General features: G+C 43.2%; 11 protein-coding genes and 1 riboswitch. Of the genes, 8 read left to right on the forward strand and 3 right to left on the reverse strand.

The genetic code is table 11. From position 1 onward, the window contains the following. Positions 1-3: 3 nt before the first annotated feature. The 5 genes from BLCOC_RS00490 (at position 4) to BLCOC_RS00510 (ending at position 5,841) form a co-directional block, all read left to right on the forward strand. Positions 4-804 carry an ABC transporter permease gene (locus tag BLCOC_RS00490; RefSeq protein WP_115624024.1) on the forward strand — a complete coding sequence of 267 codons (801 nt, stop codon included), beginning with the start codon at positions 4-6 and terminating at the stop codon, positions 802-804. Between the two features lie 162 nt (positions 805-966). After that, a riboswitch (cyclic di-GMP riboswitch) is annotated at positions 967-1,056 on the forward strand. A gap of 383 nt (positions 1,057-1,439) precedes the next feature. Continuing rightward, on the forward strand, positions 1,440-2,024 hold the full coding sequence (locus BLCOC_RS00495) for a hypothetical protein (protein WP_029470942.1): 585 nt from the start codon (positions 1,440-1,442) through the stop codon (positions 2,022-2,024). 12 nt (positions 2,025-2,036) lie between these two features. Further along, positions 2,037-3,218 (forward strand): hypothetical protein, encoded by a 1,182-nt coding sequence (locus tag BLCOC_RS00500; protein ID WP_115624026.1) that lies wholly within the window; start codon positions 2,037-2,039, stop codon positions 3,216-3,218. Between the two features lie 28 nt (positions 3,219-3,246). Next, complete coding sequence (locus BLCOC_RS00505) at positions 3,247-3,729, forward strand: hypothetical protein (RefSeq protein WP_115624027.1); 483 nt, start codon at positions 3,247-3,249, stop codon at positions 3,727-3,729. Between the two features lie 870 nt (positions 3,730-4,599). Further along, on the forward strand, positions 4,600-5,841 hold the full coding sequence (locus tag BLCOC_RS00510; RefSeq protein ID WP_115624028.1) for an IS256 family transposase: 1,242 nt from the start codon (positions 4,600-4,602) through the stop codon (positions 5,839-5,841). A gap of 156 nt (positions 5,842-5,997) precedes the next feature. On the opposite strand, the gene BLCOC_RS00515 is transcribed toward BLCOC_RS00510, so the two are convergent. Next, on the reverse strand, positions 5,998-6,909 hold the full coding sequence (locus tag BLCOC_RS00515) for a helix-turn-helix transcriptional regulator (RefSeq protein ID WP_115624029.1): 912 nt from the start codon (positions 6,907-6,909) through the stop codon (positions 5,998-6,000). Positions 6,910-7,045: 136 nt separating this feature from the next. On the opposite strand from BLCOC_RS00515, the gene BLCOC_RS00520 reads away from it, so the two are divergent. Further along, positions 7,046-8,302 (forward strand): galactokinase, encoded by a 1,257-nt coding sequence (locus tag BLCOC_RS00520; RefSeq protein ID WP_115624030.1) that lies wholly within the window; start codon positions 7,046-7,048, stop codon positions 8,300-8,302. A 246-nt stretch (positions 8,303-8,548) separates the two neighbouring features. On the opposite strand, the gene BLCOC_RS00525 is transcribed toward BLCOC_RS00520, so the two are convergent. After that, complete coding sequence (locus BLCOC_RS00525; protein ID WP_115624031.1) at positions 8,549-9,499, reverse strand: AraC family transcriptional regulator; 951 nt, start codon at positions 9,497-9,499, stop codon at positions 8,549-8,551. Positions 9,500-9,714: 215 nt separating this feature from the next. On the opposite strand from BLCOC_RS00525, the gene melA reads away from it, so the two are divergent. Continuing rightward, positions 9,715-11,181 carry an alpha-glucosidase/alpha-galactosidase gene (gene melA, locus BLCOC_RS00530; protein WP_029470921.1) on the forward strand — a complete coding sequence of 489 codons (1,467 nt, stop codon included), beginning with the start codon at positions 9,715-9,717 and terminating at the stop codon, positions 11,179-11,181. A 106-nt stretch (positions 11,182-11,287) separates the two neighbouring features. Here melA and pdaA read toward each other — a convergent pair whose 3' ends face one another. Beyond that, positions 11,288-12,136: a delta-lactam-biosynthetic de-N-acetylase gene (pdaA, locus tag BLCOC_RS00535; RefSeq protein ID WP_018597148.1), complete on the reverse strand. Its 849-nt coding sequence runs from the start codon at positions 12,134-12,136 to the stop codon at positions 11,288-11,290. A 197-nt stretch (positions 12,137-12,333) separates the two neighbouring features. On the opposite strand from pdaA, the gene BLCOC_RS00540 reads away from it, so the two are divergent. Next, positions 12,334-13,125 carry an HAD family hydrolase gene (locus tag BLCOC_RS00540; RefSeq protein ID WP_018597147.1) on the forward strand — a complete coding sequence of 264 codons (792 nt, stop codon included), beginning with the start codon at positions 12,334-12,336 and terminating at the stop codon, positions 13,123-13,125. Positions 13,126-13,238 lie beyond the last annotated feature (113 nt).

Raw genomic sequence — 13,238 nt, forward strand, 5'->3', positions numbered from 1 at the left:
GTGATGAGAAGATGGATATATTATCTGAAGATGTATGGGCAGATCCAGATGCAGAATATGAAATCCCTGGCCGAGTACAGGACAGATTTCCTTATGATGGTGTTTTTTACCGGGTTTTCTCAGATCTGTAACCTGGGAGTGCTTGGCATCATTTACAGCAATATCCCTGAGGTCGGAGGGTGGAAGCTGTGGGAAATACTGCTGTTATACAGCTTTCTTTTGTTCTCGGAGGGGTGTATCAACTTCTTTTTTCAGGGGACATGGAAGATTGCGGAGATGATCAATTTAGCGGATCTGGACCGTTTTCTGGTGCGGCCCCTGCCGGTGGGACTGCAGCTTTTGACTGCCAGGATTGATTTTGACGGGCTGAATAAGATGGGGATTGCCGCCGCGGTGTTTGCATTGGGGGTAAGTCACTGTGATATCCGGTGGAATTTGTGGAAAATTGTCTGTCTGGTGGTTTTTCTTGTGGAATGCTGCGTGATTCGGGTTTGTATGATATGGATCGCAAGCTGTGCTTCTTTCTGGATGGAGAGCGGTAAGAACAGTTTGAATTTTTTTGCCATTTCTATTGGAGAGATGGCGAAGTATCCGCTTATGATCTATCCGCCTATTCTGCGGGGGATATTTGGATATCTGATCCCGTATGCGTTTGTCAGCTATTATCCGGTGGGGTACCTGCTGGGGAAAAGCGGAATGGGTGTAGGGGTGATAGTCATGCCGGCAGTGTGTGTGGTGATGCTGGGGGCGGCGGTGTTGGTGATGAAGAGGGGGCTTGGGAGGTATGAGAGTTGTGGGAATTGAGAGAGGGCTTGGGGAAGGTTTTAGAATCAAAAAGTGCCTTCAGGAAATTGCGCATATGAGAGCGTATTTGTATAATTTTGGCAAAGATAGAACAATATTGTTGTTTAGTAAAATTGTGTTGACATTTAATTGTGAAAGGAGTAAAGTTGTATTAAGATAAATTTTCGATAATAGTAAAGCTGTCGAAAGGCAGTGACACAAAGCTAAAGGGTCTAAGGTCTAGAATGCAGACTATGACAGCCAGTTGCCGTATTATTTGATGTAAGGTGAATTGAGAGCCTTGCTTTATTTCGATACGTTTCTGCCTGCAAATTACTGCAGGCAGTTTTTATTTCAGAGGAAGTCTGCTCTGAGATAAAAAGTCCGTTAGGTACTTATCACAGGATAAGTGCATTCTTTTGGTACGGAAAATCAGAGAGAATGTCCCTTTCGGAAGCAGCTTACCCTTTAGATTTGTGCAGAGACCAGGCATAGCGCCGGGGTTTGCCGCACAAACTCCGAAAACTGAAAAAATCAGGAACCGCGCGAGAGTATGCCTAGGCATACTCTCTTTGTTATTATATATAATAACAAAAACATCCTATCAACATAAAATATAATCTGTGCGGCCGAAAACTTGTTCAGAGGTGAGTGTATTGAAAGAGGAAGAAAACAATAACAAGAGCACTGGTGAAATCGTTACTGACAATGCTCTGAAGCTTCAGAAAGCGGTGCTGAGGCAGAAAATAATGATTGGCGCTTTAGTGGGTGTCATCGCTGTAGGCGGTGCGGGCGTGGCAGGATATAAGCTCGGATGGTTTGGCGGGGGAGATGACAAAGCTCAGGAAGAACAGGTGTCCGCAGATATTGACCCCAATGCCGGGGATTGGGACGGTACCATACCGGAAGCACCTAAGGGCGACCCGAACGCAGAGAACATAGAATTGCCGGGATATCCGAAAATCTATATACCGGCGGGACAGACCGATGTGGACGTGGCTTTTTCCAACCCGGAAGGGAATCCCTGTTACTTTACATTTCAGCTTGTGTTAAAGGACAGCGGGGAAGTGCTCTATGAGTCAAAACAGGTACCGCCGGGAGAGGCTATTACAACAGCTACATTAAGCAAGGCGTTGGATGCTGGGGAATATGCCGCTGAACTGCGGATCACGACAGCAAGCATTGTGGACTTATCCCCTATGAATGGAGCAAATATGGAGACAGTGCTTGATGTGAGGTAAGGGTGGTGTTTCATGAACGGCAGGAATCGGAGAGGGATTGTAATTTCTGTTATTGTGTCAGCGGTGCTGGCGGTTGGGAATACAGGGGTGGTTTTGGCAGATACAGATTATGTGGCATCTGATTATATAGAGGAAGAGATAGGCTTGCAAACAGAACCTCAAAATGAGGATTTGTATGTGGATGGTCTACCGGAGGAACTTCCAGGCACGGATGAGGAACATGAAGAGGACAATGAATTGTTGGACAGTGCCGGGGAAGAGGAAAAGACAGAGGAAAGCAACAGTGTGCATCATCACAATGCATCCTGTGGCTATAGAGAAGCACAACCGGAAATACCATGTGACCATGGGTGTACGGACATTGATAAAGAAGGCGTGATTATACATTGCCCGGAGTGTGCTTATCGTCCGGCAGTTGAGGAAACTCCCTGTAAGTATGAGCTGGAAAAATTAAAAGAAGAAGAATTAAAAAAGCAGCAGGAAAGTCAGGAACAGCCGGAGGGACCGGATTCTGCAACAGAGGAATCTGAAGAAGAGGAACCCCAAAAAGAAGAGTCCGGTATAACGGATGAGCAATTAAAAAAGAAAGAAGATGAGAACCAGGAAAAAGAGAGCGGATTAGAATCAGAGGAACAGAATCAGGAAGGTGTCCCCTCCAAAGAGATCGATGAGGGTCAGAAAGAAGATGATTCCATTCAGGAAGAACAGGCCCATGGGGTGACTCCACCTCAGGATGAAACGGAGGAGAGTAGTATTGATTCAACTGATGATTCAAGTGTAATGACGGAGGAGGAAGAACCATTACCGTCAAATGAACCTGTCTATGTAGTTGAAATTCCTTCAGAAGTGAAATTAACAGAGGGCATGGATAGTTTTACTATTCAGACAAAAAAACTGATTTCCGAGGAAGAAGGGGAATTGGCAGTGACTGTGGAAGGAACGGAGAGCAGGGATAGGAACTTCTTTGCATTATATTGCGGGGAAAGCAGTTGGGAATATCGGCTGGATATAGCTGGTAATCTGATTACACCAATACAGAATGAAGTAATTCTGGATTGCTGGAGCGAAGTACGAGAGGTGAAAGTCCTGCCGGAAGAGAATGAAAATCTGTGTGCAGGGAAATATACTGGGGTGCTGATGTTTCATGTGGTGTATGAAAACAAAGCTGCGGATTTAGAAGTGGAAATTAATTAAAAATTAAAAAGTTCAGGAGGATTTTATTATGAAGAAAAAAAGTTTAGTTGCTATGGGGTTGGCTGGAGTTATGACTGTTGGGATGTGTGTGCCGGTGTTGGCGGAGGACAAAGAATATGCTAGTGGTACAAATACAGGAAGCGCTGACGTTGAGGTTACTAAGGAATTATCATATACTGTTTTAATTCCTAGTAAAGTAGAGATAAGCAATAATGCAGGTAGTTGTAAGGTTAGTCTTAAGACGGATCCAGTATTGGATTATAAAGGCACTGTCACTGTAGCACCGTCTAATTTAACTGGTGATGGTGGTAATACACTTGCACTGAAGGATACAAGTAATAATGAGAATACAATTAATGCTACATTTGACACAGCAGCAGGAACTGGGTTAAAACTAGGAGCATTAGAACAAGTATATACAATTACTACGCAGGATGCGACATTTGCTGGAACATATAGGGGAACAGTAGATTTTAGTATAACTTATAGTAATGGTAGTACTACGCCGTGAATAAAATGAACTATTGTATAAAAAATTAGGAAGATAAAGTTTGTTGCAATTATTTTAATTTTTTGCAAATGCCCAAATTTAATGATACGTTCTATAAGGACGTAAAATTTCTATAAATTATGAAAGTTTTTTGTAAATAGATATTGGTAAGAGGCCTTCTATGATAAAATAAATAATCATAGAAGGCCCTTTATTTATGACAAGAGAAAAGAAACAGGTGTATAAGGTTTGATTAACAGGCAGGAAATGCACCATCATTCAACAGCTTTTTCGGTAATATAACCCCAATTTGCGAAGAGAGGATAAAAAGGGAGTGAATCTGGGATATGATAAATCTCAGCGCTTTAACTACGATGGTCTCTGTAACGACTATAAATTATAGCGGCTTATATAGTAGCAATGTAACATGGAAATTCAGGACCATCAGGACCGCAAACCCACCTCGTAACCTTAGGTATAAAAAACGCCAGAAGGATATTTATGAATCTGAAATCTCTGAGGGCTTTATTTCAGATGCTACCGATTAGATTATGCTAAAGATTGAGGATAGGCAAAACCGTACTCTTTATACAGTCTATTCCCTGCTTTATTATAGATACTATTCATTATTGGTGTCATGCGTAAGCTTACAGCCTATTCCACTTTTTGGTAAACTAGGATAGATATAAAGAGATGCTGACCATAGAGGTAGGAGAAAATGAAAGTTTTAAATACTGGCTTTCCATCTTGAGTGGCTTAGAAAAAGCGGGGAGTATAGGAATAGTCAGTTACTCAGAAAACCAAATGGGAGTGTGAAACTTTTTCTGTAAATATGTGATTGAAGGGTTCTTCTATGATAAAATCAAAATAATCATAGGAGGGCCTTTTATTATGGCAAGAGAGAAAAAACCTGTACATCGGGTACAAATGACAGAAGGAAAACGTAACATTATCCATCAGCTCCTGGAAGAATACGATATTCAGACAGCTGAAGATATTCAGGATGCTCTGAAAGATCTTCTGGGTGGAACAATCAAAGAAATGTTGGAAGCAGAAATGGAGGATCATCTGGGATATGAAAAATCTGAACGCTCTGATAACGAGGATTACCGAAATGGCTACAAACGCAAACGCGTAAACAGCAGTTATGGTACCATGGAGATTGAGGTCCCTCAGGATCGCAAATCCACTTTTCAGCCTCAGGTCGTAAAAAAACGCCAGAAAGATATTTCAGATATTGATCAGAAGATCATTTCTATGTACGCCAAAGGGATGACCACCCGACAGATTTCTGAAACGATCGAAGATATTTACGGCTTTGAAACTTCGGAAGGATTTATTTCTGATGTAACAGATAAGATCCTTCCTCAGATCGAAGACTGGCAGAACCGTCCCTTAGATGAAGTATATCCGATCCTTTTTATCGATGCGATCCACTATTCTGTCCGGGATAACGGGGTGATCCGCAAACTAGCGGCATATGTGATCCTGGGGATCAATACGGAAGGAAAAAAGGAAGTCCTTACCATTCAGGTTGGAGATAATGAAAGCTCTAAATATTGGCTTTCTGTTCTGAATGAATTAAAAAACCGGGGTGTAAAAGACATCCTGATCCTTTGTGCCGACGGTCTGGCCGGGATCAAAGAAGCCATTGCGGCTGCCTTCCCCAAAACAGAATATCAACGCTGTATTGTCCATCAAGTAAGAAATACCCTGAAATATGTTCCGGATAAAGACAGGAAGGCTTTTGCAACGGATCTGAAGACAATCTATCAGGCGCCAGACGAAAAGAAAGCTCTGGCAGCCCTTGAGAGGGTAACAGAGAAATGGACACCCAAATATCCGAATTCCATGAAACGCTGGAAGGATAACTGGGATTCTATTTCTCCGATCTTCAAGTTTTCAGTAGATGTCCGGAAGGTCATATACACGACCAATGCCATAGAATCCCTGAATTCCACGTATCGGAAATTAAACCAGCAGAGAAGTGTATTTCCGAGCGATACAGCGCTGCTGAAAGCCCTGTATCTAGCCACTTTTGAAGCAACAAAAAGGTGGACTACCACCATCCGGAACTGGGGCCAGGTCTACGGTGAACTGAGTATTATGTATGAGGGACGGCTTCCAGAATAAAAAACAGTTTGGTTAAAACAGGCGGAAAAGCCGCCTGCTATTGACATGCCATCCTCTGGATGGTATATATAAAACAAAGGTGGAATACCTAATTTCTAAGCATTCCACCAAGTCTTATCATAGAAGAATCCTATTTACAGACTTTTCTTCATACCCTCAACCAAATAATACCTCCCTATTCTTTCCCATCACTTTTCGAAACTCCCGAGGTGCCCACCCTGTATATTTGTGAAATACCCGTGAATAATACCCGGTATCCGTGAACCCGGAGTTAAATGCTGCGTCCGTAATACTATATTCCTCATCCCGCAAATAAGGAATACTTTGTTCCACCCGGTATCTCAGCAAATAATCAAATAAAGACTCATTCATATGCTTCTTAAAAAAACGGCAACACTCACTCTTACAGATATGCACAGAATCCGCAATATCCGTAAGAGTGATCTTCTTATCATAATTCTCATGAATAAATCCCAAAATAGTTTTCAACCGGGCCAACTCCTTAGGATTCAGTGACTCTGTTTCCTGATGAAATGCCCCCTGATGCCGCAGTAAAACAAGCCAAATCTCCGACAACAGCATCTGCACCTCCATCTCATAAAAGTCCGGCCTCTCCAAATCCAGTTCTATAACCTTCCTCATCTTCTTCCGGATATCCCTATGCCACTCCTCGCTCCCATCGAACCAAAGCGCCGAGAACTCATGCCCATTCACTACCAGATCCACATACTTTGTCTGTATCAGACTCTTCTCAAACCCATACACAATCTTAGGATCAAAGGTTATACTCCAATAATGGCAGTCCTTCCCCTCAATCATATGTCCGCTGTGCAGCGTATTGGCATTGCCAAACATCACATCTCCTTCTTTTAAGTGGAAATCGGCCCCATTCACCTGATAGATCATCTCTCCATCCGCCACCAGCGTCATCTCAATTTCCGAATGCCAATGCCAGGAAAATGTCCCGAACTCATAGTCCGTGATACACTCCTTACTCACCAATACCGGAAACGTATAATCCCCATGCGCCTTTATTTCCCGCTGATTCCTGTTTGTCTGTATCTGCATCCCTATTCCTCCCCGCGAAAACATCAAAATCTCAATATAATCCATATATAATTCAAGATATTCCTAGAAATCCACCTCATATCTACATTATAATACAAGTAAAGTTTGAGTCAAGAAAAACGGGAGGTATTTTACAATGTTTGAAAATGAAAAAGCAGTTGCAACTCTGAAAACAGTTTACGGTGAAGAGAAATTGCAGGTGGAGCAGGAGCGTTATGATCATCTGTATCAGGAATTTGTAAAAGCATTCGGCGAAGGTGAAGCGGACTTCTTTACCTCTCCGGGAAGAACAGAAATCCTGGGCAACCATACAGACCACAACCATGGTAAGGTGCTGACCGGAAGTATCGCTATGGATACCATCGCTGCAGCCAGAAAGAACGGAACTTCACTTGTTCACGTTATCAGCGAGAATTACAACCAGAGTATTACTGTTGATTTAGACAACATGGATACAACCTGCAAATGCCAGGGAACCCTTTCTCTCCTGATTGGTATGTTTGAGGGTTTTGTGAAAAAAGGATATAAAGTGGAAGGCTTTGACGCATACGTATCCACAGACGTGATTGGTGCAGCAGGCGTAAGTTCATCCGCATCTTTTGAAATGCTTATCTGTGCCATTGTAGATTATTTCAGCAATGACGGTAAAATAGATTATGTAGAGTATGCCAAGATCGGCCAGTACGCAGAGCACGAATACTGGGAAAAACAGTCCGGTCTGCTGGATCAAATGGCTTGTGCAGTGGGTGGCGTGATCACCATTGATTTTAAAGAAGATATGCCGAAAGTAGAGAAATTGGATTTCGGATATGACCAGCTTGGATATGACCTGATCATTGTGAATACAGGAAAAGGCCATGCAGATTTAAGTGCAGAATACTCCTCCGTTCCCATTGAAATGAAAAAAGCAGCACAGGTTATGGGAAAAGAAGTGCTGGCAGATGTAGATGAAAAGGAATTCATGGAGAATCTGCACAAAGTGAGAAAAGAAGCAGGTGACAGAGCCGTTATGCGTGCCCTTCATTTCTTCGCAGAGCAGAACCGTGTGGATGCTGCAGTGAAAGCCATAAAAGAAAAAGATTACGATACCTTCTTACAGTGCATTACCAAATCCGGAAACTCTTCCTGGAAATGGCTGCAGAACTGTTTTGCAACAAAAGACGAGACAGAACAGGCTGTTCCGGTTGCGCTGGCACTGACAGAAATGTTCATCGAAGAGGCGGGAAGAGGATACTGCAGAGTACACGGCGGCGGATTTGCCGGAGTGATCGCAGCAGTGCTTCCAAAAGATATGACAGCAGACTATGTAAAATACATGACACCATACATGGGCGAAGAGAATATCTATGTAATGCAGATTCGCCAGACCGGTGCCGTACATATGGATTTTTAATAAGCTGCAGTTGTAAAGAAAAAATATTGTCGCAAATAAGAAACGTAAACAGTATTTGCCTAATTCTGCCAAAAGCAAACAAAAATATAATTAGAACACTTATAAGTATGTGATATGCCATTTCTATGTACCCCAAATATATGCGGCTAATATGCAGCTAAAATGAATGGGCGCAGGATCTGTGCATTAAAAGAACTATGAAGTACAAAAACCAGGAGAGTGCAGACAAAATTGCACTCTCCTATTTTATTCCAGGGGTTCTGTGTCCCAGGTTCCATCTTCCCTTATAGTATACTGCCCGTGTCCTGTTGAAGTTTCCATTTTCTTTTCATGGAGCTGCCGATATGCTCTGGGGCTTGAACCATAGTATTTTTCAAAAGTGTTGCCAAAGTGCTGGCGGCTGTTGTATCCCGCGTGAAATGCAATATCAGTCACAGATAAGGAACTGTTTGTCAATAAAAAGGCAGCCTGTTCCAGACGTTTTCGGTTGACATAATCTGTAATCGTACAGTGCAGATGTCTGTTAAAGAGTGACTGCAGATAGGATTTATTGATTCCGGCATAAGCGGCCAGCTCCGGAATCCGTATATCTTCGGTAAGATGCGCTGAAATATAAGATGTGGCTTTTTTCAGATACACGGTCCCTGTAGCCCTGGTATTTTCCAGCAGACAATAAGAGAGTTCCAGCATTGTGCGGAAAAACAGCAGGCGGATCAGATAATCGGCATCAGGCGCCGTGTATTTTCGTGACATATGCACATCTTTGGAATAAGGGATCTTCTGCTCCAACTGTGAGATAAGATCTTTCAGGGAATATCCCAGATTCCCGGTATCATTGGAAACCCAGATAGCTTTTTTGGAACGGCAAAAACGGTCAAAGGATTCGCTTTCCCGTCTTGGTTCCAAAAGGTCCAGAGTGGTCTTTTCCTTCTGACAGCAGAATTCCAGGTTCAGCAGGGAACAGGGCGAACCCTTGGGAACCCATAACCGATGCGGGACTTCGCTGTCCAGAAAAATAAACTGCCGTTCTTCCAGACGATGTTCTTCATGGTTTACATAAATATGACAATTTCCTTTCGTGACGTACATAATTTCACAACTGGCGTGGGCATGAGTATGCATATCATACTCTGTCAGGGAAAGGGCATAAAAAGCGGTTATGGAGATGTAATGATGAATAGGATTAAAGATGCTCATGGGAATGCTCCTTTCTGATACCCTTATTCTGAAATGCATATCCTTAAATGTCAAGAAAAATATATGCGGCAATATCTTGCATTTTTAAATTCAAACAACAATACTTTCCACATCCCGTAAACTCACCGTTTATAATAAATATCATAAAAACCAAGAGATGCAATAGAAATTACATTTGCGGATTTCCTATTGCCATAAATATGGGAGGTTACATTATGAGTTTTAAAATAGCATTTATCGGAGCGGGAAGCCTTGTATTCGCAAGGACATTATTTACAGATATCATGTCAGTGCCCGAACTTCGCGATGTGGAGATTGCATTCACAGATATCAATGGGGAGAACCTGGAAAGAACAAGAGCCTTATGCCAGAGAGACCTGGATGCCAACGGGATTCCGGTGAAGATCGAGGCAACGACAGACAGAAGAGAGGCATTCAGAAATGCCCGCTATATCATTAACTGTGTGCGTGTTGGAGGGCTTGAGGGATTTGAGACAGATATTGAAATCCCGCTGAAATATGGCGTTGACCAGTGTGTAGGTGATACTCTGTGCACAGGCGGTATCATGTATGGTCAGAGGGTGATTGCTGCCATGCTGGATTTCTGCAAGGATATCCGTGAGGTGGCTGAGGAGGGAGCTATTATGCTCAATTACTCCAATCCCAACGCAATGGCTACCTGGGCCTGCAACAAATACGGCGGTGTGAAGACCATCGGTCTTTGCCACGGAGAAATACACGGGGAGCTGCAGATCGCGGAAGTTCTGGGTATTCCCAGAGAAGAACTGGATATTATCTGTGCAGGTATCAACCATCAGACATGGTATATTTCCGTAAAACATCACGGAGAGGATATGCTGCAGAAAATCCTGCCGGGATTTGAAGCACATGAGAAGTTCAGCGAAGAGGAAAAAGTGCGTATAGACATGCTGAAACGCTTTGGATACTACTCCACAGAATCCAACGGACATCTCTCCGAGTATGTTTCCTGGTACCGCAAACGTCCGGATGAAATCAAGGATTGGATCAATCTGGATAACTGGATCAATGGAGAGACAGGAGGATATCTGCGTGTGACCAGGGAGGAAAGAAACTGGTTTGATACAGATTATCCTAAGATTCTGGCGGAAGAACCTAAAAAGCTGGATGGTTCCGAGAGAGGAAAAGAACACTGCTCTTACATAATCGAGTCTCTTGAGACAGGAAAGAAATACAGAGGCCATTTCAATATGATGAATGAAGGCTGTATCACAAATCTTCCATATGAAAGTGTTGTGGAGGTTCCCTGTTATGTCGATGGAAACGGTATTAGTGTTCCAAAAGTAGGCGACCTTCCTCTGGGTTGTGCCGCTGTATGCTCACAGTCCATCTGGGTGCAGAAGCTTGCAGTGGAAGCGGCTGTACACGGCGATGCCAAACTGCTGAAACAGGCTGCCTTAATGGATCCCCTCACAGGGGCTGTCTGCAATCCGCCGGAAGTATGGCAGATGATTGATGAGATGCTGGTTGCTCAGGAACAGTGGCTGCCACAGTATACAGAAGCCATTGCACAGGCAAAAGAGAACCTGGCAAAGGGTGATTTGATTCCTACAAAAGAAGGATACAAAGGCGCAGTCAGACTTCAGGAAAAATCCGTTGAGGAAGTTGCGGCAGAGCATGAGAAGAGAAAGATCACAGTATAATTAAACTATTACGGCTGATCGGCAGCTATTATTAATATAAAAAGCATTGAACCACCGTTAGTTCGGTATGTTCAATGCTTTTTATGTTTAAGTCAGTTGAGTCACATTATACAATGTTTGACGTCTTCTTCGCCGCCCCGCTCTTTTCCACTAACTGTTCTAATGACTGGAAGGTATATCCCATCTCCTCCCATTTTGTCAGCAGTTCATCCAGTATCTGTGCATTGGTGCTGGAAGTGCTGTGTAAGAGTACAACAGCGCCAGGATGGATACGGCCAATGAGTTTGCTGAAGGCCTCTTCCTTGGTGGGCTGTTTATCCTGGTACCAGTCCACATAGGCCAGACTCCAGAAGAAGGTTTTATATCCCAGTTCTTGTGCCATTTTCAGGTTGCTTTCGCTGTATTTTCCCTGAGGCGGACGGTAGAATTTGGTCATAGGTTTGCCGGTGGTCTCAGTATAGAGATCTTCCAGTTCCTGAAGCTCCTTGGAGAAGGATTCCATGGTTGATATCTTCGACATATCCGGGTGGTGGTAAGAGTGGTTGCCCACGATGTGTCCCTCTTTGACCATTCGCTTCACCAGATCAGGGCTGGTGGAGACAAAGTTGCCTACCACAAAGAAGGTGGCGGGAGCGTTATGTTTTTTCAGGGCATCCAGGATTGTGGCCGTGTTTCCGTTTTCATAGCCGCAGTCAAAGGTGAGATAAATGACTTTTTCCTCTGTGTTTTCTGCATAATAAGCATCGTACTGTTTTAGTTCATCAAAGGTGGCATTTGCAACCGGCGGTTTGCCTTCCTCCTGAAAACTGAGGCCCCAGTTGCCGTCAGCGGAGGCAGAGGCTGATTCTGTCTGACCGCCGTTTACTGCCTCGGCTATGAAACAGCCGGCAAAGTAGGCGGCGGCGAAGAGCAGGGCAATTGCAAGAAATTTTTTGATAGGAATGTTATGTATCATAATAAGTCCTGGAAAGGTTGTTTATTCTATCTTATTTAATCTGTCGGGGAATTATGCTTTCTATTATTGAAGGCTGTGTGCTGCCGTGATAGAATAAAATGTCAGATAGAAAGAAAAATGAAGGTTGATTAGAAAAATCATAGTTGATTACAAAAAGCTGAGGCAAAGCATAACTTATCAAGGCATAAGGAGAGAAAATGGACAGTAAATTGATATTTTTTGATATAGACGGAACTCTAGCTTTGGAGCCGTCCGGGATAATACCTGACAGCACCAGGGCTGCCATCGCCGGGGCAAAAGAAAACGGGCATCAGGTGTTTGTCAACACAGGAAGGACGTTTTACAGCATCAGTGAGGGTATCCGCGCCATGGATTTTGACGGATATGTGTGCGGATGCGGTACCCACATTTATTACAGGGGAGAAAAGCTCTTGGAATCCGCGGTTCCCCATTCTATATGTGTGAACGTGGCAAATATGCTGAGGAATGCCAGGATCCCTGTGTTTTATGAGGCTGATAAAGCGATTTATTTTGATTTCAGTTATCCTAATCCATGGCTGCAGGAGGCAATGGAGATATTTGCTACGAAGGGGAGAAATATTGAGGAACTGTTTTGTGATGAAAGCGAGACATATGACAAATGTCTTATTTTTCTACCTGATACAGAAGAGGCAGGGGAAATAAAGACATTCCTGGATGCACACTTTTACTGTATTCCCCGTGGCGGCAATGTATGGGAAGTGACACAGAGGGGCTATACAAAGGCAACAGGTATCCGGTTTATGTGTAGTTATCTGAATGCGGATATGGATAATTGCTTTGCTGTTGGCGACAGTGAAAATGACTTGGATATGCTGAGGGCAGTAAAGAACAGCATTGCCATGGGAAATGCCAAAGATGAGGTTATGGCCTGCTGCAGTTATGTGACAAAAGGAATTGATGAAGATGGTATTTATTATGCGCTGAAACATTTTGGAATAATTAAATAGGAAGAAATCTGATCCTGCATATTATTTTTAAAGATTTTGAAGATAAGGAACGATTACAATAGTGCAAAAAATAACTGTCCGGTATGAAAATGCCGGGCAGTTATTTTTTTGCA

It is taken from the genome of Blautia coccoides, assembly GCF_034355335.1.
In the GTDB taxonomy this organism is placed as follows: domain Bacteria; phylum Bacillota; class Clostridia; order Lachnospirales; family Lachnospiraceae; genus Blautia; species Blautia producta.